This window comes from Lentilactobacillus diolivorans DSM 14421 (assembly GCF_001434255.1).
In the GTDB taxonomy this organism is placed as follows: Bacteria; Bacillota; Bacilli; order Lactobacillales; family Lactobacillaceae; genus Lentilactobacillus; species Lentilactobacillus diolivorans.
Map to the genome: position 1 here is coordinate 116,821 of NZ_AZEY01000020.1, position 20,586 is coordinate 137,406.

The 20,586-nt window shown below is 40.0% G+C and carries 19 protein-coding genes and 1 pseudogene; 6 read left to right on the forward strand and 14 right to left on the reverse strand.

What is annotated here, in order from left to right:
* Nucleotide 1: 1 nt before the first annotated feature.
* The 11 genes from atpA to FC85_RS01980 form a co-directional block, all read right to left on the reverse strand.
* On the reverse strand, nt 2–1,573 hold the full coding sequence (gene atpA, locus FC85_RS01930) for a F0F1 ATP synthase subunit alpha (RefSeq protein ID WP_057863885.1): 1,572 nt from the start codon (nt 1,571–1,573) through the stop codon (nt 2–4).
* 27 nt (nt 1,574–1,600) lie between these two features.
* The gene (atpH, locus tag FC85_RS01935) at nt 1,601–2,143 is read right to left on the reverse strand and encodes an ATP synthase F1 subunit delta (RefSeq protein ID WP_057863886.1); all 543 of its coding nucleotides are present in this window, start codon (nt 2,141–2,143) and stop codon (nt 1,601–1,603) included.
* A complete protein-coding gene (gene atpF, locus FC85_RS01940; protein WP_057863887.1) occupies nt 2,140–2,649 on the reverse strand; it encodes a F0F1 ATP synthase subunit B in 510 nt (169 codons plus the stop codon). The genes atpH and atpF overlap by 4 nt, the downstream gene beginning before the upstream one ends.
* A gap of 43 nt (nt 2,650–2,692) precedes the next feature.
* A complete protein-coding gene (atpE, locus tag FC85_RS01945; protein WP_057863888.1) occupies nt 2,693–2,905 on the reverse strand; it encodes a F0F1 ATP synthase subunit C in 213 nt (70 codons plus the stop codon).
* Between the two features lie 27 nt (nt 2,906–2,932).
* Entirely contained in the window at nt 2,933–3,652 is a 720-nt protein-coding gene (gene atpB, locus FC85_RS01950) for a F0F1 ATP synthase subunit A (protein ID WP_057863889.1), read from the reverse strand.
* A gap of 477 nt (nt 3,653–4,129) precedes the next feature.
* Nucleotides 4,130–4,759: a uracil phosphoribosyltransferase gene (gene upp / locus FC85_RS01955; protein WP_057863890.1), complete on the reverse strand. Its 630-nt coding sequence runs from the start codon at nt 4,757–4,759 to the stop codon at nt 4,130–4,132.
* A gap of 330 nt (nt 4,760–5,089) precedes the next feature.
* The gene (gene glyA, locus FC85_RS01960) at nt 5,090–6,340 is read right to left on the reverse strand and encodes a serine hydroxymethyltransferase (RefSeq protein WP_057863891.1); all 1,251 of its coding nucleotides are present in this window, start codon (nt 6,338–6,340) and stop codon (nt 5,090–5,092) included.
* A gap of 28 nt (nt 6,341–6,368) precedes the next feature.
* The gene (locus FC85_RS01965) at nt 6,369–7,391 is read right to left on the reverse strand and encodes an L-threonylcarbamoyladenylate synthase (protein ID WP_057863892.1); all 1,023 of its coding nucleotides are present in this window, start codon (nt 7,389–7,391) and stop codon (nt 6,369–6,371) included.
* 10 nt (nt 7,392–7,401) lie between these two features.
* Nucleotides 7,402–8,259: a peptide chain release factor N(5)-glutamine methyltransferase gene (gene prmC / locus FC85_RS01970; protein ID WP_057863893.1), complete on the reverse strand. Its 858-nt coding sequence runs from the start codon at nt 8,257–8,259 to the stop codon at nt 7,402–7,404.
* The gene (prfA, locus tag FC85_RS01975; RefSeq protein ID WP_057863894.1) at nt 8,246–9,337 is read right to left on the reverse strand and encodes a peptide chain release factor 1; all 1,092 of its coding nucleotides are present in this window, start codon (nt 9,335–9,337) and stop codon (nt 8,246–8,248) included. The genes prmC and prfA overlap by 14 nt, the downstream gene beginning before the upstream one ends.
* An 18-nt stretch (nt 9,338–9,355) precedes the next feature.
* Nucleotides 9,356–9,928, reverse strand: a complete 573-nt coding sequence (locus FC85_RS01980; protein WP_225427537.1) for a thymidine kinase — start codon at nt 9,926–9,928, stop codon at nt 9,356–9,358.
* A gap of 155 nt (nt 9,929–10,083) precedes the next feature.
* On the opposite strand from FC85_RS01980, the gene FC85_RS01985 reads away from it, so the two are divergent.
* Nucleotides 10,084–11,430: a Mur ligase family protein gene (locus FC85_RS01985; protein ID WP_057863896.1), complete on the forward strand. Its 1,347-nt coding sequence runs from the start codon at nt 10,084–10,086 to the stop codon at nt 11,428–11,430.
* Nucleotides 11,430–12,134 carry a type 1 glutamine amidotransferase gene (locus tag FC85_RS01990; RefSeq protein WP_057863897.1) on the forward strand — a complete coding sequence of 235 codons (705 nt, stop codon included), beginning with the start codon at nt 11,430–11,432 and terminating at the stop codon, nt 12,132–12,134. Before FC85_RS01985 ends, FC85_RS01990 begins: the two co-directional genes overlap by 1 nt.
* A 242-nt stretch (nt 12,135–12,376) precedes the next feature.
* Here FC85_RS01990 and FC85_RS01995 read toward each other — a convergent pair whose 3' ends face one another.
* From FC85_RS01995 to FC85_RS02005, 3 genes and pseudogenes are all read right to left on the reverse strand, one after another.
* Nucleotides 12,377–13,393 (reverse strand): serine hydrolase domain-containing protein, encoded by a 1,017-nt coding sequence (locus FC85_RS01995; RefSeq protein ID WP_057863898.1) that lies wholly within the window; start codon nt 13,391–13,393, stop codon nt 12,377–12,379.
* A 27-nt stretch (nt 13,394–13,420) separates the two neighbouring features.
* On the reverse strand, nt 13,421–15,262 hold the full coding sequence (locus tag FC85_RS02000) for an ABC transporter ATP-binding protein (RefSeq protein WP_057863899.1): 1,842 nt from the start codon (nt 15,260–15,262) through the stop codon (nt 13,421–13,423).
* Nucleotides 15,262–16,996, reverse strand: a pseudogene (locus FC85_RS02005) (ABC transporter ATP-binding protein). Before FC85_RS02005 ends, FC85_RS02000 begins: the two are co-directional and overlap by 1 nt.
* A gap of 171 nt (nt 16,997–17,167) precedes the next feature.
* Between FC85_RS02005 and FC85_RS02010 the strand changes: the two are divergent.
* The 4 genes from FC85_RS02010 to FC85_RS02025 all read left to right on the forward strand — a co-directional run bounded on the left by FC85_RS02010 (nt 17,168) and on the right by FC85_RS02025 (nt 20,540).
* Nucleotides 17,168–17,497, forward strand: coding sequence for a hypothetical protein (locus tag FC85_RS02010; protein WP_057863900.1), 330 nt, complete (start codon nt 17,168–17,170; stop codon nt 17,495–17,497).
* A gap of 364 nt (nt 17,498–17,861) precedes the next feature.
* A complete protein-coding gene (locus FC85_RS02015; RefSeq protein ID WP_057863901.1) occupies nt 17,862–19,298 on the forward strand; it encodes a matrixin family metalloprotease in 1,437 nt (478 codons plus the stop codon).
* A gap of 244 nt (nt 19,299–19,542) precedes the next feature.
* Nucleotides 19,543–19,974 (forward strand): MerR family transcriptional regulator, encoded by a 432-nt coding sequence (locus FC85_RS02020; RefSeq protein ID WP_057863902.1) that lies wholly within the window; start codon nt 19,543–19,545, stop codon nt 19,972–19,974.
* Nucleotides 19,971–20,540 (forward strand): NAD(P)H-dependent oxidoreductase, encoded by a 570-nt coding sequence (locus tag FC85_RS02025; RefSeq protein WP_057863903.1) that lies wholly within the window; start codon nt 19,971–19,973, stop codon nt 20,538–20,540. The genes FC85_RS02020 and FC85_RS02025 overlap by 4 nt, the downstream gene beginning before the upstream one ends.
* The last annotated feature ends 46 nt before the right edge of the window (nt 20,541–20,586 follow it).

A 20,586-nucleotide genomic window follows, 5' to 3' on the forward strand; every position in this document is an offset into this window, starting at 1 on the left:
ACTAGTCATTTGAAGTAGCTGATGTTTGATCTTGGTTTGAGGTCGTTGACTTTTGGCCATCATCCTGTTTGCTTGGTTCAAATGTTTGTTCAAATTCTTTAATTGCAGCATTTAATTTAGATTCATCTGGTAAATTACCAGTCTTTGCAATTTCATCGAGTAACTCTTTATGTGAATTGTCAAAGAAGGCAAAAATCTCTTGTTGATATCGTAAAATATCATCAATGGCAACTTTATCCAAGAATCCGTGAGTCAAACAATAGAGAATAATAACTTGTTTCTCAACTGGAACTGGAGAATGAAGTGGTTGCTTCAAAACTTCAACTGTTCGAGCCCCACGATTCAACTTCGCTTGAGTAGCTTCGTCAAGGTCAGAACCAAATTGTGCAAATGATTCTAGTTCGTGATAAGAAGCAAGATCAATACGTAATGTACCAGAAACTTTCTTCATTGCCTTAACCTGCGCATCACCACCAACCCGTGAAACAGAAGTTCCGGCATCAACGGCTGGACGAACACCAGAATAGAAACTATCGGCATCCAAGAAAATCTGGCCATCGGTAATCGAAATAACGTTGGTAGGAATGTATGCAGAAACATCACCGGCTTGGGTTTCAACGATTGGTAAAGCAGTCATTGAACCACCACCTAATTTGTCACTTAACTTGGCAGCCCGTTCGAGTAATCGTGAATGGGTATAGAAAATATCACCAGGATAAGCTTCACGACCAGGAGGACGACGAAGAATTAATGATAACTCACGATAAGCATCAGCTTGCTTTGACAAGTCATCATAGACAATCAAAACATGTTGACCCTTGTGCATGAAGTATTCACCCATGGTTGCACCAGCATACGGTGCAATGTATAAGAGTGAAGCAGGTTCGGATGGGCCGGCAGAAATAACTGTTGTATAGTCCATTGCACCGTACTTTTCAAGCGTATTAACCTGCGCACGAACAGTTGATTCCTTTTGTCCGATGGCAACGTAAATACATTTCATGTTCTGATCTTTTTGATTCAAAATTGTATCGATCGCAATTGACGTTTTACCAGTCTTACGATCACCAATAATTAACTCACGTTGTCCACGACCAATTGGAATCAACGAATCAATTGATTTAATTCCAGTTTGTAATGGTTCAAAAACGGATTGCCGTTCCATAACACCAGGTGCTTTGTGTTCAATGGCGGCGTGCCCGTCAGCTTTAATAGAACCTTTACCATCAATTGGTTGACCAAGTGAATTAACAACTCGTCCAATCAAATCATCCCCAACAGGGACTTCCATAATTCGACCGGTTCTTTTTACAGAATCGCCTTCCCGGATATTAGTGTCATCACCCAGAATCATAATACCAACATCATTGGTTTCAAGGTTTTGAACCATTCCGAAAACGCCGTGGCCGAAGTCGAGCAACTCTCCTGACAACGCATTTTCAAGACCGTGAGCACGCGCAATACCATCACCAACATATGTAACGATACCTGTTTCTTTAACATCGAGCTCGTTCTTATAGCCTTGTAACTGTTGCTTAATAAGAGCACTGATTTCCTCAGCTTTAATGCTCATAAGATTCACCTCTTTAAATAGATATCGTTAATTCAACAATAATTCTTTAACTTTATTAATTCGTGTTCTAACACTACCATCGATAATCACATCAGATGATTTAATGACAATCCCACCAATTAATGATTTATCAACTTTGATGTTAAAAATAACCTTTGCAGCGCCAACCCGTTTTTCGAAAGCTTTTGCTAACCGGTCGCGTTGATCATTATCCAACTCTGTCGCAGAATACAGATCTGCTCGAACAATCTTTTTATCGTTCTCATACAAATTCTGAAACTGGTCAATAATGGTCAAGATATCTGGAAAACGCCGGTAACTCGCAACCACCTTTAAAAAATTGTTGATGAAGTCGGATGCATTCGTTGTGATTGGCGTTAATAATGACTTTTTTTGATCATCAGAAACTCGCATATCATCAAGAACATCAATCAACTTTGGATTAGCAGCAAAAATCTTTCTGATCTCTTGAAGATCAGCGTAGCCGGTTTCAAGATCATCAGAATCACTCAAAACTTCAAACATTGCTTTTGCATACTTTTTTGCAGCTGAGAGACTATCTAATGTCATTTTTGCTTACCCAACCCTTCAATATAAGAATCGACAAGCCCTTTCTGATCATCTTCATTTAATTGTTTTGAAATGATCTTGGATGCAATTTCAATTGATAGGCTTGCCACATCTTTTCGAGAATTAGCCAAAGCTTCTTGTCGTTGTTGCTCGATATCCTTTTCGGCAGAACTTTTAAGGTTAGATGCTTCATTACGTGCATCTTCAACAATTTGATCACGCTGCTGTTGTCCATTTTGCTTTGCGGTATTAATAATGCCACTGGCATCTTCACGTGTTTTATCTAATTCAACTTGACGCTGTTGAGCAAGTTCAGCTGCCTTAGTTCGTGAATCCTTAGCGGAATCTATATCATTAGCAATCTTATCTGAACGGTTCTGCATCATCTTAGTAATTGGCTTCCACGCTACAAGCTTGATCAACCACATCAAAACGATGAAAGCAATCATAACAAATATCATGTCACCAACATAAAGCTGAGCTCCAACTACCGAATATGAAAACATCAATTGGCACCTCCTTCTTTGTATATTTAACTAAACTAGTCAATTACTTGTTCATAACTAGTAAAGCAACAACGAAGGCGATGATAGGCATAGCTTCGATCAAACCAACACCGATAAACATGTTACTACGAAGTTGACCAGACAATTCAGGTTGACGAGCCATACCTTCCAACATTTTGGCGATTAATAAACCATCACCGATTGATGCACCAATAGCGGCACCAGCCATACAAATACCTGCAGCAATTGCTCCCATAATTAATAATCCTCCTTAATAATCTTGCTAATCTTCTAATTCTATCTTTCGCGAAATGTATACCGAAGACAATACGACGAAAACATATGCCTGGATACATCCAATAAAGACTGAGAAACCTTGCCAAGCCAACTCCAGTGGAAATGCAGCAATCCACATCTTAGGGCCACCATTCATCGCCATGCTGGTAATCATTGACAGAAGCATTTCCCCTGACAGAATGTTACCAAACAGACGCAAACCTAATGTTAAGAAATTAGTAAACTCCTCAAACAAATTAACAATAATAAATGGCCAAAATGGTTTAAGGTAATTCTCAAAATGTCCCTTATAACCAAGTGTTCGAATTCCCAAGAATTGGGCAAGCGTCAAGGTCATAAGAGACAGGGTCATTGTCACAACCGGATCGGAAGTTGGACTTTTTACAAATGTGATTCCCGAAATGTCAACATGCAGAAACAAACCTTGCAAATTGGCAACCAAGAGAAACATGAATAATGAAAAGCCCCATAAACCTAAACTTTTAGCTGCTTCACCGGAAACTGAACTGTTCACAATGCCGTTAGTAAAGTCAACAGCATATTCTAAAACGTTTTGCGCTTTCCCCGGCTTCATAGTTAAATGCCTAGAAAGAGCAAAGACTAAGGCTAACACGATCACACAAGCAATGGTTACTGAAATGATATTGCCCAAGTTAAACGTCAGTCCTAGGAAGTTAAAAGTAGAAGTGGACCCTCCTATGGTCATTAAAATCTCACCTCTTTCCACGACATAATCTACGCAAGCGAATCAATCTGGTCATCTGGTCAGGAAGACATCAATACCAAAGTGAAATTTGCGATGGTAATGAATACATATCAGCATCCAAATACAATTGAAACTATACCACCAATCAATCTAAAATTCAAAACAATCTTGATAGATAATGTCCCATTAAAATGCCGTTATGAACACATCTGCCAAAAGGATGTGAGTTGTTCATCATTCATGAACAACTCAATTATGACTCACCATGATAATCCCTTTCAATGAGCATGAAGATGACCATACCACCAGTAGATATGTTTATCAAGGACTTAGTTAGAAAAAAGGGGGCTGGAACAAAATTACTTTTGTCCCAATCCCCTTTTGTGTAATCACGATGATTACCGAGTGGAAGCGTGCGCCAAAAGGCAACTTCCTACCGTGTAACCGCCTTTCGTCCCACTCTCCACATGTCGCGTGTTACTTTGTCCCAAAGAGCCGATCGCCAGCATCGCCAAGTCCTGGAACAATGTAACCTTTATCGTTAAGTTTTTGATCAAGTGCTGCCGTAAAGATGTCAACATCCGGATGCGCTTTTTGAAGTGCCTTAACACCCTCTGGCGCAGCAACCAAACAAACAAATTTAATATTTGAAGCACCACGTTTTTTAAGTGCGTCGATTGCCATAATTGAAGAGCCACCCGTTGCCAACATTGGGTCAACAACAAAAATCTGACGTTGCCCAATATCTGAAGGTAACTTAACAAAATACTCATGCGGTTCCAATGTTTTTTCATCACGATACATACCAATATGGCCAACCTTGGCAGCTGGGATTAAATCCAAGATTCCGTCAACCATTCCAATTCCAGCTCGCAGAATCGGCACAATTGCCACTTTTTTACCAGAAATTTGTTTGGCATGGGCAATGCCTTCCGGTGTTTCAACATCGACATCTTCCAATGGCATGTCACGTGTAACCTCGAATGCCATCAAATTGGCGATTTCATTGACAATTTCCCGAAATTCCTTTGTCCCACAGTTCTTATCACGAATAATTGTGAGCTTATGCTGGATCAACGGATGATCCATAACTTGAAACTTACCCATTATTTCCCACTCCTTTTTCTATTTCGAAATAATTGTATCACATATATTGATAGGAAAATGTCCCAATCCGAAAAAGGCAATGAGACATCCACGTTCCAATTCCGATTTAAGGTAAATTCATCTCTTCGCTTTGTCTCAATCGACTTTATCCCAAATAAATAATGGCATAAAATCGATATGCCAACCGTACCTTTAATCGTCCAAAATAAAAACCGGAATAGCATTTGCTAACTCCCGGCTCTTGGTTTTAAAAATTAAATTCAATCTAACTTCATTTGAACCTAAATGCAAAATTAATTACTGCAATTCAGCTGGTAAAACTACCATATATTAATCGGCAATCGGATGAGCTTGTGTTAGTTTTTCAACTTTGTCGGCAACCTCATGTAAATTACTTTCATCTTGTGGATCATTAATCACTTGCAAAATGAGTTTAGCAACTTGGCTGGCATCTTCTTCTTTAAAGCCCCGAGTTGTAATAGCAGGTGTTCCCAACCTCAGTCCACTTGTCTTCGAAGGTGGCAAAGGATCGTTAGGAATTGCTTCCTTATTAGTAGTAATGTGAACTGTATCTAAAATGTTCTGTAAATCTCTTCCATTTAAACCAGTCTCGGTTAAATTAATCGTCATCAAATGATTGTCTGTGCCACCAGTTAGTACAGACACCTTTGATGAGGACTGAAAAACAGCTGCCATTGCTTTCGCATTTTTGATGATTTGTTCACCATACTCTTTAAATGATGGTTGTAAGTCCTCATAAAATGCAGCAGCTTTTCCGGCAATAACATGTTCAAGCGGGCCACCCTGGCTACCTGGGAAAACAGCCGAATTAATTTTTTTGGCATATTTGGCCTTTGCCAAAATTAAGCCGCCACGTGGTCCCCGCAATGTTTTATGGGTAGTGGTTGTGACAACATCGGCCACTGGAACTGGATTTGGATGTAAGCCAACAGCCACTAACCCCGCAATATGCGCCATATCAACCATCAAATAAGCACCGACCGAATCCGCAATTTCTCTAAACTTATCCCAGTCAATAATTCGACTGTATGCTGATGCACCGGCAATAATCAACTTAGGCTGCACATCCTGAGCAATTTTGGCAACCTCATCATAGTCAATGAGCTGGGTCTTTGGATCCAAGCCATAGGAAAATGAGTCGTATAGTTTTCCTGAAAAACTGACTCTTGCACCATGACTCAAATGACCACCAGCATCCAACCCCATACCGAGGATCTTGTCACCAGGCTTCAATAAGGCGGCATATACTTCCTGATTAGCTTGTGAACCAGAGTGAGGCTGCACATTTGCATACTCAGCATGAAAAAGTTCCTTTGCCCGATCAATTGCCAACTGTTCGACAACGTCAATGTACTCACAACCACCATAATATCGACGGCCGGGATATCCCTCAGCGTATTTATTGGTCAGAACCGATCCTTGAGCAGCACGAACGGCATTTGAGACAATGTTTTCAGACGCGATCAGCTCAATATTATGTTCCTGACGATTTTCCTCGTTAGCAATTGCATCCCAGAGTTCAGGATCTTGCTGTTTATAATCGTATTTCAACTGCAACACCTCACTAAGTTTTTATGGTACAAATTGATTATAACTGCTTAAAATGCATTTGCCCAGCGGATTTATTAAGCCGATTCATATACGCTTCGCCAATGCCAACCGGATCAATCCCTTGGGTAAAGATTGTTTTGTATTCCGGATGATTGTCAAAGTCCCTCAGTTCAGCAAACAAATCTTGAGCAGCCGTCGTGGCGTCATTTCCCAGTGAGATTACATGAGCATTATCCGGCCATTCAATTGATTTGATCGTGTCATCAAATGCCATAACGCCAACCGGTTGTGGATGCTGAGCAATCCATTGGGCAACATCATGCCAATCACTGTCCGGATCCACGATATAGACTTGGGCATCCGGTGCGTAATGTTTATACTTCATTCCGGGAGCCTTGGGTGTTTGTTTGGCACCCACATGATGTAATTCATCAATAACCCGACGGTGAATGACGGCTTCAATATCATCCTTGGTAACCGCCCCCGGACGTAAAATTGACGGTGTCTCAACCGACATATCCAACACCGTTGACTCAACGCCAACCGTTGTTGGACCATCATCAAGGATTGCGGCTATCTTCCCTTTTAAATCATGATAAACATGTTGTGCAGTTGTTGGGCTGGGCTTGCCTGAAGTATTAGCAGACGGGCCAACAATTGGGACGCCGGCTTTGGTAATCAGGTCCAAGGTCATCTGGTTGTTTGGAAAACGAAAAGCTGCTGTATCAAGGCCGCCGGTAACAGTTTTAGATAATGCATCCGGCTTTAATTTAAAGATCATGGTGAGTGATCCCGGCCAAAATGTTTTAATTAAATTCCGAGCGTCGGAACTTAATTTTTGAACATATTTTTCAACCATCTCCACGGATGAAACGGTCACAATTAATGGATTGTCACTTGGTCGCCCCTTGGCTTTATAGACCTTCTTAACTGCGGCTTCGTTGGTTGCATCAGCTCCAAGTCCATAAACCGTTTCGGTCGGAAACGATACCAACTCACCTTTTCGAATAAAGGCAGCTGCTTGATCGATTTCGTTCGCTTTTAAAATTAACGTTTTCATTCTGTCATCCTCATTTCATTTTTAATTGAACCATTCGCTGGTTACCAGAAACATCGTGTCTACCAATGACAACTGCACGGGGATTGGCTTGTTGAAAAAGCTTAATTACGGCTTGTTCCTGATGGAAACCAATTTCAACGAATAATCGGCCATCTGTTGTTAAATGATCGGCAGCTCCCCGTGCTAATCGTTTGTATATCGCAAGTCCCCTATCTTCGGCATACAGTGCCAATTTAGGTTCATAATGAATCACCCGTTGGTCCATATCAGCCTTTTCATCCATTGAAATATATGGTGGATTCGAGACAATCAAATCAAACTTGCCGTGAATTTGATCAAAAACATCGCTTTTTAAGAATGAAACCGCCACGTTCTGATTTTGTGCATTTAATATCGCAATTTTAAGTGCCTTGTCGGAGATATCACTGCCGACCAAATTCCATGTTGGCCGGTTCTTTTTCAAGGCAATTGCGATCGCCCCGCTTCCGGTCCCGATATCAAGAACTCGCATAGGTTGCTCAGAAGACGTTGGAAATGTCGCTAAAATCCAATCAATCAGTTCCTCAGTCTCTACTCGCGGAATTAGCACATCTGAAGTAACGTGCAATGATAAACCGTAAAAATCCGCTCTGCCAACAATATATTGTGGTGGCATTCCGCTGATTAATTGCCTAATATCGTTTTGAAATTGTTGCCACTGCTTAAGTGGCATTGGCCTTTGATACCGGATCAGCAAATCGGTTGCTGATAAATTAAAACGTTGTTCCAACAAAAAGTCAACGTCATACATATCAATTTCTGATCTATCTTTAATAGCAAAAGAAGCCCACTTGCGGGCTTCAAAGTAAGTCGGTTTAATTGGTTTCATTAGTCAAATTTTCAAGTTTCTTTGCTTGATCCGATAAAATCAACGCATCAATAATTTCATCAAGTTCACCATTCATGATGCGATCCAATTTATTCAACGTCAAACCAATTCGATGATCAGTTACCCGATTTTGTGGATAATTGTAAGTTCGAATTCGTTCTGAACGATCACCGGTTCCGATCGCAGATTTACGTTCTGCGTTATATTGATCCTGTTCTTGCTGCGCATAGTAATCGTAAACCCGAGCCTTCAAAATTTTCATTGCCTTGGCACGGTTTTGCTGTTGTGATCGTTCATCCTGCATTGCCACGACAATCCCAGTTGGCAAGTGGGTCATTCGAACAGCAGATGACGTTTTGTTAATATGCTGACCACCGGCACCAGAAGACCGATAAACATCGACCCGGATGTCTTTTGGATCAATATCAATATCGACATCCTCTTCTTCCGGCATAACACCAACAGTTGCTGTTGAGGTATGAACCCGGCCTGCAGATTCAGTGACGGGAACTCGTTGAACCCGATGAGCACCATTTTCATATTTTAATTTTGAATAAACTTTATCGCCGGAAATCATTAAAACAATTTCCTTAAAACCCCCAACTTCGGTCTCGTTCTTATCAATAACTTCGACTTTCCAACCTTGGCGTTCTGCGTACTTCGAATACATACTAAAAAGATCGGCAGCGAACAAACTTCCTTCATCACCACCGGCTGCACCATGAATTTCCATAATGATGTTTTTCTCATCATTAGGATCTTTTGGTAGCAACATAACCTTCAGCTGTTCTTCCAGCTTCGCCTTTTGGTCCTTAAAATCAGAGATTTCGTCTTTAACCATTGTCTCCAATTCGGCATCGTCAATTTTGCCACGCAACATTTCTTCATCGTCATCAAGTTGCTTGGTAACTTTTTTGTACTTATTATATGCAGCAACCGTATCTCGCAATTCGCCTTCTTCTTTTGAAAGCTTCATGAACCTTTGAGTATCAGCAATCACTTCTGGATCACTGATTAACTCATTTAATTCATCATAACGATCGACGACTGCTTGTAATTTGTCGAATATTTCGTCCATTAATAATTCCTCACTTCGTTACTTAATAGGTGGATTATAGTAGTGGCGGCGACAAACCGGGTAGTAAGACTCATTACCCCCCATTTGAATTTGCTCGCCTTCATAAACAGGCTTACCATTGTGAAACCGCAGATTCATGATCGCTTTTTTACCACAGAACCAACAGATCGTTTTCATTTCTTCGATTTTGTCAGCATATAATAGTAAGTATTCAGAACCTTCAAACAAATGATTTTGAAAATCATTCTTTAAGCCAAACGCAATCACGGGAATATGAAGTTCATCCACAATTTCCGCTAATTGAAACACATGCTTCTTCTTCAAAAATTGTGCCTCGTCAATTAACACGCAGCTTGCATGAGGATCCAACTCTTGAACGCGCTCAAAGATATTGGTTTGATCAAAAATCGGTTCCGCCTGACGTTCCAAACCAATTCGGGATTCGATCATCCCCTGCTTTTCCCGGGTGTCAAGTGCACTGGTCATAATGATAACACTTTTATTTTGCTCCTCATAGTTATGAGCGACCTTGATGATTTCAATCGTCTTGCCACTATTCATTGCACCGTAACGATAAAAGAGTTGTGCCAAATTTTCCACCTTTTTCCTTAAGAGATCCTTCTCTATTATACAGAAATTATTGAGAAATTCGATAGTTACGGTAAAATCTTAACGCTAATCGGCACGCATATGATAAACTTAATGTTTGATTAGTCCGATACTTCATCTCAGAGGAGTCATTTTTTATGTCATTAAGAAGTTCAATTGCAACAGCTGCCGGTAAGTCCTCTTACTGGTTCTTACACACATTCTTTAAGGGTGGCAGTTCCTTACCCGGTAAGATCACCAAAAAACTTGATCCAAATATTTTATCAACTTTAGGTCGAAACTACGATGTGATTGTCATCACCGGTACAAATGGTAAGACTCTAACTACAGCGCTGACTGTTCAAGTACTAAAGGAAAAGTACGAAAACATCCTGACCAATCCGACTGGTTCGAACATGGAACAGGGCATTATCACCACCTTCCTACACGCAGCACCCAGCCGAAACAAACGGCCGTTAGCTGTTCTTGAGGTCGATGAAGCTAATGTCATCAAGGTTACCCAATACATCAAGCCCAAGGCATTTGTTTTCACAAATATTTTCCGTGATCAGATGGATCGATATGGTGAAATCTATACAACGTATCAAAAGATTTTGAACGGTGTTGCTCTGGCACCAAACGCAACCATTATTGCAAATGGTGACGCCCCAATCTTTCATAGTAAACAATTACCTAATCCCATCGTATACTATGGATTTGATAATCAACCGGACGAAGACATTAAAGCAACCCCAAATACTGATGGGGTCTTGTGTCCACAGTGTCAACACATTCTCCACTATCGTTTCATCAGTTATTCAAACCTCGGTAAATATTTTTGTCCGAACTGCGGATTTGAACGGCCAAAGCTGAATTTTGCACTAAACAAAATTACCCACTTAACCCCCAAGTCATCTACCTTTGAAATTGATGGCGAATCGATTAAAATTGAAATCGGGGGAATTTACAATATTTATAATGCCTTGGCAGCTTACACAGTTGGCCGATTTATGGGCGTAACTCCCGAACAAACCAAGAAGGCGTTTGAACAAGGGAAACATATCTTTGGTCGTCAAGAGGAAATCAACGTTGACGGCAAACTGGTCACACTTATCCTGGTTAAAAATCCGGTGGGATTAAATCAAGTCATTGATATGATTTCAACTGATAAAGATCCATTTACATTCATTGGCTTACTCAATGCAAATTATGCAGACGGGATTGACACCAGTTGGATTTGGGACGGTGACTTTGAACGACTCCCTAAAATGAACATTAAACAATTCATTACCGGTGGTGAACGTTACAAAGATATCACTTACCGACTGCAAGTTGCCGGTGTTAATCCTGAAAAGCACTTAGTTGAACCGGATTTGGACAAGGTAGTTGAAATGATCCCCGACGCGCCAACCAAAAAAGTTTATATTTTAGCCACGTATACTGCGATGCTGCGATTACGAAAAACATTTGCCCAGAAGGGATTTATCAAGGGAGGCATGGGATAATGGCATACTCACTAAACGTTTGTCACTTGTATGGTGATTTAATGAACACTTACGGTGACTTGGGAAACATTTTAGTTTTAAAATATATGGCTAACAAGATGGGTGTCGAATTATCATCCGAAGTGGTTAGTCTCGATCAAGACTTCAACGCAGGAAAGTATGATATTGTTGTATTTGGCGGTGGTCAAGATTTTGAACAATCTATTATTTCCCAGGATATCCAAACTAAGAAAAAGGCGTTGACCAACTTCATCGAGGACGATGGATCCGTAGTTGCAATTTGTGGTGGTTATCAATTGCTAGGCCATTATTATATTGGTGCCAATGGTGAAAAGTTATTAGGCATTGGCGCACTTGACCACCATACTGACAAACAAAAGGATCATCGATTTATCGGTAACATTACCATCGAAAATGAAGAAACCGGCGAAAAGTATCATGGATTTGAAAATCACCAAGGCATTACATTTCTTGGTAAAGGTGAGCGACCACTAGGAAAAGTTCTGGAAGGCCATGGCAATAACGGTCAAGATAAAACTGAAGGTGCGATTTATAAAAATGTGTACTGTACCTACTTCCACGGCCCAATTTTGGCCAGAAATAATCAAATTGCGAAACACGTTTTGATGAACGCTCTCAAACGAAAATATCCGAACGCAGATTTAACACAACAAGAAACACTGAAAGTAACGCCAACATTTTAGTTAACTATCATAACAATTAGTCGCTGCAAACTAGTTGTCAACTACAAAAAGGATTTGCGCGGCAATTAAATTTGCCAAACGCGAATCCTTTTTATTTTTTTAATTAATAGTCTTCACCATAAATGATCTCATTTTTGAAGCAGTCATCTAGAACCATAACAATGTGAATGCTGTGATTTCAACATTCAGCGCTTATTGTTATAGTTGGCACTGCGGCCGAAAATCGATTTCATTCACATCGGCTAATGATAATCATTATTTGCTTCACGAATAAATGTTTGAATTAATTGGCTCCGTCTTGGTAAAAACAACTGATTGGTCGGATGTGGATGAACCCGGTTCGACAAGAATACTAAAGCTTGCTGAGCTTGCCTGTCGATAATGATCATTGTTCCCGTATATCCAGTATGCAAAATATACGGATGATCTTTATACTGTCTTAGAATCCAACCAAAAGATCGACTTTTTAGTTGGCCGGGTGTTTGATCAATAAAGAACTGATCGAGCCACTCATCTGACAAGAATTCCGGATACCTCACTTCACCAAGTAACCATTTACTGAAGTGAAGCAAGTCGCTTAAATTAGAGAATAAGCCTGCCGAACCGCAATCGGCACCTAAAATTTGTGCCTTTGGATCATGAACACTCCCTCGTAAAAGACCTTTGCCAACAAGATTTTCAGTTGGGACCACGTTAGAAATGTTACAAGGATGAAAAGTTGTGTTTAACATGTCCAATGGTTGCAAGACATCCTTAGCTATTAATTGTTGAACCGGTTCTCCTAAAATTTTAGAGGCAATCCAACCCAGAAAAATAAAATTGTAATCTTGATAGTGAATGACTTTGCCAATGTCTGGACCACTCTTTAAATTTAATAACGCGGAAATTAAATCGGGTTTAGCCAACTCATTTCGATGCGGAATATATCCCACAATATCAGAAGTATGGGTCAGCAAGTGCCGAATTGTCACTTGGGGCGATTGCCATTCAGGCAAGTATTGACTAATCGAATCGTTTAATGACAGCTTGCCTAATACAAGTAAGCGCAATATCAAGTTGGTTGTCCCAACGACTTTTGTCAAAGATGCTAGATCATAGGTCTCCCCAGTGTGCAACGGCAAACGCTCAGGAACCAATTCCTGCTGACCAAAATTGTCAGACAAAACGGCGCCATGATTAATAATCCCGTATGTCACCCCTGGCACGATACCGTCAGCGACAAGTTGATACATTGTTGCAATCGTTTTTGCATATTTCATTAAACCGAATCCAGCCTTTCTGCCAAATTAACTGCTTAATAATGTATTACCAATAAATTGGGAATTATACAAGTTTGCATAGAAGCCATTTTTAGCCATCAACGCTTTATGACTGCCGATTTCGACAATCTGGCCACGGTTCATCACGACAATTTTGTCAGCATTTTTAATTGTTGACAGGCGATGGGCCACCACAAAGCTGGTTCGATCAGCAGATAATTTATCCATTGCAGTTTGAATTAACTTTTCAGTCCGCGTATCAACAGAGGAAGTGGCTTCATCCAAAATAATAATTTCGGGATTGGCGAGAAAAACTCTGGCGATTGTCAACAATTGTCTTTGGCCTTGAGAAATATTGGTTGCATCTTCATTTAAGACCGTATCATAGCCATCCGGAAGTTCACGAATAAATAAATCAGCATGTGCCGCCTTGGCAGCTGATATCACTTCGTCCTTCGTGGCGTTCTCCTTACCGTAACTAATGTTATCGTAAATACTACCGTTAAATAGCCACGATTCCTGCAGCACCATTGCCATCTTCCGTCTAATCTGCGGCCGTTTTCGATTACGAATATCTTCACCACCCATTTTAATTGATCCGGAATTTACTTCATAAAACCGTTCCAATAAATTAATGATGGTCGTTTTCCCTGCCCCTGTTGGCCCAACGATTGCAATTTTTTCGCCTGGATTAACAACTAAATTAAAGGCTTTAATGAGTGGCTGATCCGGAACATATTGGAAGTTAACCTGTTCAAACTTAACAGCTGTGTGATCATTCGGATCAACCGGATAATCGGTTTGGTTTGGATCCATCTCAGATTCATCAAAAATGGCAAAAATTCGTTCAGCAGAAGCAATGGTTGACTGGATTGTATTTGTTAAATTTGCCATCCTGGTAATTGGCTGCGAAAACATATTTGTATATTGCAAGAATGCTTGAACATTTCCCAACGTGACTTGCCCTTGCATCACCTGAATACCTCCAATAATAGCAACAAATACATAATCCAGATTTTTAATTAAATTCATTAGTGGAAACAAGAAGCTGGAAACAAACTGTGCCTTCCAAGATGCCTGATAGTAACGAATATTCTTTTGCTTAAAATCATGGATGGTTGGCTCTTCACGATTAAATGTTTTAATGACATTGTGGCCGTTATAGGATTCCTCGACTTGACCATTTAAAATGCCAAGTTCACGCTGCTGGGTCCTGAAAAACTTTTGCGATTTTGGTGCGAAAAAACTAACAACCAGTAAGCTAAGTGGTAATGTCAGCAAAGCAACCAATGTTAATTTCCAAGAAATTGTTAACATCATGAATAACACGCCAAAGAACATGAAGAAGCTGGTAATCAACTGCGTTAGACTGGACTGCAGCATGGTATTGATATTATCCATATCATTCACGGCCCGTGATAAAATATCACCCTTGTTATGCGAATCATAAAAAGACACCGGTAACCGAGTCATTTTTTCCTTCAAATCTTTTCGCATCTGGTAAACAATGTTTTGAGAAATCCGGGTCATTACAACCTGCTGGACCAGCTGAAAAATTCCTGAGAAAACATACAGGATCACGACCATAATTAAAATCTGAATAATCTTGTCGAAATTGATTGGAAACGACTGAACTGGATTTCCAGAACGCATTTTACGAATGCCAATCATAACGCCTTTAAAAATTTCGGTTGTTGCCTGCCCAAGTATTTTAGGCGAAACAATGTCCATAATAACTGAACCAATTGCCATAAAAATTGCCAGAATAATTATCGGTAACCAACGCCGCGTATATCGAATCAGCCGCCGCGTGGCACCCCAAAAATCATTTGGCTTAGTCACAACGCCCCTAATCGGTGGTGTTCGCATTATTCATTCCCCCCTTGGCCAATCTGTGAACTCAAGATTTCCTGGTAAACAGCATTGGAAGCGGCTAATTCCTTGTGGCTGCCGATGCCACTTATCTTACAATCATCCAGAACAATGATGAGATCTGCATCCGCAACCGTTGAAATCCGTTGGGCCACAATGACTGTAATTGCTTTCTTGATTTGAGGATCATTCTTTAGGGGCCATCCGCAATTTGGCATCGGTTTCAAAGTCCAGTGCTGAGAAAGAATCGTCAAAAATATATATTTCAGCCGGTTTTAAAATCGTTCGAGCAATTGCCAATCGCTGCTTTTGACCACCGGAAAAGTTGTCGCCATTCTGTTCAACGTGATAATCAAGACCACCGTTTTCAGTCGTAATAAATTCTGTTGCCTGGGCAATTGTTAGTGCATACCAAATTTCGTCATCGGTCGCATCCGGTTTCGCATAATGCATATTTTCTCTAATGGTTCCTGCAAACAGAATTGCCTGTTGTTGATTAATTGAAATTTGTTCGTGAAGGTCATGTTGGGTTAATTGGTTAACTGGGACACCATTTATTTTTACAACACCACTTTCAGGGTCAAACAATCTTGGAATTAAATTAATTAAAGTTGATTTACCAGATCCGGTGCCACCGATAATTGCCACCGTTTGACCAGTATGGGCCGAAAAATTAATATCTTGCAGCGTCTGTTGTTCCGCGTTTGAATAACGAAAGTAAACGTGTTCAAAGGATAATGTTCCGCTCTGCTGAACCGGAAAATCAACCGGAATTGCAGGATCGGTGATGGTATCTTTGACCGACAAGACTTCGTTAATCCGAGTGGCCGATGCTGAAGCCCGTGGGAGAAAGACGAAAATCATTGATAACATCATAAAGCTAAAAAGAATTTGACCTGAATAGGTCATAAATGCAACCAGGTTTCCGACTGCCAGTGATTGATTTGAAACCATTTGACCGCCAAACCAAATAATTGCAACATTAATAAAGCTGAAGACAATTGTCACGATTGGAATAATAAACGACACAATTGTGAATGCCCTAATCCCTGTATTTGCAAAATCTTTATTTGCTGCATCAAAACGACGATTTTCATAATGATCTTGATTGAATGACCGGATTGTCCGAACACCCGTCAATGTCTCGCCAAAAATTAAATTAATGCGGTCAGTCTTCTTTTGAAGAACTTTAAATAAAGGGACCACATAATACATCAGCACCCCAACGATCAAAGCAATCACTGGTAAGGTAATCAGGAAAATAATCGTCAGCCGGGGACTTTTAACAAATGCCATCGTGGAAGCACCAATCAGCATAAAAGGTGCCATTAACATCATTCGCAAAATTTGAACCATCACGTTTTGAATTTGGACAACATCATTTGTTGTTCGCGTATCTAAAGAAGCCGCTCCAAATCGGTTCATGTCGGCTTCTGAAAAATGAGTCACCTTATCAAACATGTCGTCGCGAATTTTTTGGCCCATTTTCATTGATTGGGTTGCGGCAAAGAAGATATTGCCACCCGCAGCAGCGACACCTAAAAAAGAAACCAGGATCATTTTGAATCCTTCCTGCCATATGTAACTAATGTTATTTTGAGCAATCCCTTTATCAATGATATTTGACGTAACAGTCGGTAAATATAAATCGCTCATAACTTGTAACACTAAAAACAAAACTGCCCCCAAAACAGCTAGGTATGATATCCGGCTTCTGATTAGTTTAATCAACTCGATCCCCACTTCCCCAAAATACTGCAACCAATTTGTCTATTAATTGTAACCCTTATCATTCCTAAGATAAAGCAACTAAGCGTACTAGTTGGCAGCCAACCAAACTCTGATAAATCTTTCATGGTATACTAATTGAGAGAAGATTAGAATGATTGGAGGAATCATCCTTTGGCTAGTAATTCCGATACAATTTATCATGTTCTTTCATACATTAAGGCCCATCCCAATAAAGTTATGATTAATCCAGACAGGTATGACAATGTTGTTGAAATGTATTTGGATGATGATGTGAAGCTAGGCAATCCAGAAATTTATTTTCCAGACCAAAAACTCGAAGTGAATCGAATGGCCTCAGAGTTTATTTCAATGAATAATGAGTTATTGGACTACTTTCATGATAAAACTGCCGTGAAAGACACCAGCTATCATGAGTTGTGGATTACAACCTCTCATCTGGCAAATAAAGGAAAATATCTAGTGGATTTATCATTTGAATAATCAATCGTCAGCGTGGATAATGGTCTGTTCCCCATCCAAATGGGAATGGCACCATATTCCACTTTTTTTATAATTGGCCGTGACTACAGTATCGACATAAAACGCGCATACTGGCCCCTCTCTATTTTATTAGATTGATAAATTTACACAACGGATATACAGAAGTACGTGATTTTTAATCATTTGGCATCATATTCAGCATGCGCTTAATAATTAAGTGGATGGATAATGCCACCATTACCGTTACTTCGAGTTATACTTTAGTTAATCAATGAGTTTATTTAATCGCTTGTGTGTATCAAATTCTCTGTTATCATGAATTAAGAAGCATTAACTTGTAAACAATTATTGGAGGAAGTTACCAATGAACGTCAACAAAAAAGTACTCTCGAGCCTTCTAATTGCAACAATGGCATTTTCCACTGGGTTTTTATTTCAGCAAACCACTCCAACGCAAGCTAAGACAAGTATCAAGGTTATTTGGCGGCATAAGACCAAACAGACGTCTTATAAAATTGATAAATCCAAAGCTAAAAAGGCCTATGCTTATTCAGCAAAACTTGGATCAAAGAAATTCAAACTTGCTGCATATGCAAATAAAACTTTTAAAGTGAGTTACCAGCAAAAAATACGCATTAACGGGAAATACCGTTTATATTACTATGCAAAAAACTCGTCTAACAAAAAAATTGCTGGTTGGATTTGGCGCGGATACCTCAGTAAGGTTCAGAAAACAGCATCTTCTTCATCTAATCAATCCAATTCATCCGCTACCAATAATAATGAATCCAACAACAATTCAAATTCCGGAGTCATGGATAACAGCATTGCCCTTTCTGCACCGGATTTAAATGACCTGATCACAGCTTCACCGGATTTGGATCCTAACAGCAAATTATTAACTTTAAGTGCAGCAACCTATGCAAAGTACCCCAGCACATTTAATACACAGTTTAACCTATCACAATTTGCTGATAGTGGTGTTTTTGTCAATCACCAAGCAACGATCTACGTTGCTGACAGCCAATTAGTTAACTATGTTGATACGGCCATCAATAATTGGAATAATGCACTTGGAAGACAAGTCTTTGTTTTGGGAACTCAGGCCAACCACACCTTAACAGTTAAATTCGGGGATGGTAGTGCACAAGGCTGGGATGGTTTGTTCAGTGGTAATACCGTTGAGGTTGATACTAATAACTTTAATGACCCTACTTATGGTCGAAGCGGTATTTCACTATCACCTCAATTGGCTGCAAAACTGAGTAGTATTTCTAACCAGTCAGCTCAGTTAACAGCTGATACAAATGCTCAAATTAAAAAGAACCGTACCAACTACGAGAATCAGTACGCGGCGCTTCAGCAAAAATTAGCCAGTGCCACAACGAGTGCTGCAAAAGCCGCTGTACAAAGACAGCTTGCAGTTTTGAAATCAACTTACGAACAGACAGACCAATCACTTCGAGATTCATACAATGATCAAATTGAACAACTTCGGCAAGCTGTCCAATATGCTTATCAAGATGCTGCAACGTCAGCTGGAAATCAACAAATTACCAATTATTGGGCAACAGTGATTATGCACGAGCTTGGGCATGCACTCGGCTTATACCACACGCCTTACCAAAATGACGTCATGTATGCGCCTGTCAGTGACGAACCTGATGCAACACCAAGTCCAGTCAAATATTCGTGGACCAGTCCAGTGGATCCAAATGACCCCAAGGCCTATCAAACAGGTCAATTATCATCACGTGATGTTGACCGCGCTAAATTAACAGGCGCTCTGGGTTATTGGTAAGACATTTAATTGATTAATATATGTGCGCCGTTAAGGGGTGAATCATTCAGCCTCCAGCGGCGCACTTTTTATCACCCTAAAAAGCAAGGACATTTTCGATAGTCAAATAAATCTTGACCTTCGACCTAGGTCAAATGCTAAGATGTTTTTAATCAATCGGGACAATCATTGACCGCCTAGTAACATTACGGAATCGTTTAATGATCCATTTAAAATTGATAATAATAGTCAAAGGTCGTGAATAATGATGAATATTCAAGAATGTGCCAAACAAACAGGCTGCAGTAAAGATACTTTAAGATATTACGATCAACATCACATTGTTTCCCCTAAACGAAATTCGAATCAATACCGCGACTACTCAAATTCGGACATTCGTCTAATCAATACGATTCAAAATTTAAAACTTGCCGGACTTAAGTTAGTAGAAATAAAAATGATTATTAATCTGATGAACTCGCCTATTTCTGAGAGTTGTAAAGAAAGCACACTTTCATTTCTACAAGAAAAGCGACAATTGTTCCAAGCAAAGGCGCAATTCTATCAATCATTAGATTTAATCGCACAAGATATCGAAACTTCGGCACGGCAGCAAGCGTTTGCAAATGTCCCTCACCTCATTCAAAAGATAAGCCTTATTGGAAATCAGCTTCGACTGGAGGCAACGCCAAAATGAAAGTTCTCATCATCTACGCTTATCCCAACCATAGCGGCTTTAATCATGAAATTCTAAAGTCGGTCTCACAACATCTAAATTCCAGAAATGAAATTCAAATTTTAGATTTATATAAAACAGATTTCAACCCACTCTTAAATTTTGATGCTAACCATCCACGGCGAAACCTAAAAGATAATTCTCAAATGAAACCTTTCCGAGACCTGATCTCTTGGGCAGACGACTTCCTATTTATTTTTCCGATTTGGTGGTCAGGGATGCCGGCTATATTAAAGGGCTTCATCGATCGTGTCTTTACGTGTGGTTTTGCTTATCAATACCACGGCAAAAGAATGGTTGGAATGCTTTCCGGCAAGAAAGCTTGGATTATTACAACTTGCAACTCACCAATTATCTTTAAGCCATTCTTGGCCGACTACGGCCGAGTTCTCCAGCGACAAATTCTGAAACTCTGTGGCGTTAAGCCTGTTAAGCTGGACATCTTATACAACGCTGAACATTGTCGGCAACGATCCCGGACAAATTTTTTAGAAAGAATTGGTAAAAAGGCTGGTCAACTGTTATGAGGTTCATAAAAGCTGCCTAATACGCAATCATTAACAAAATTGGTAT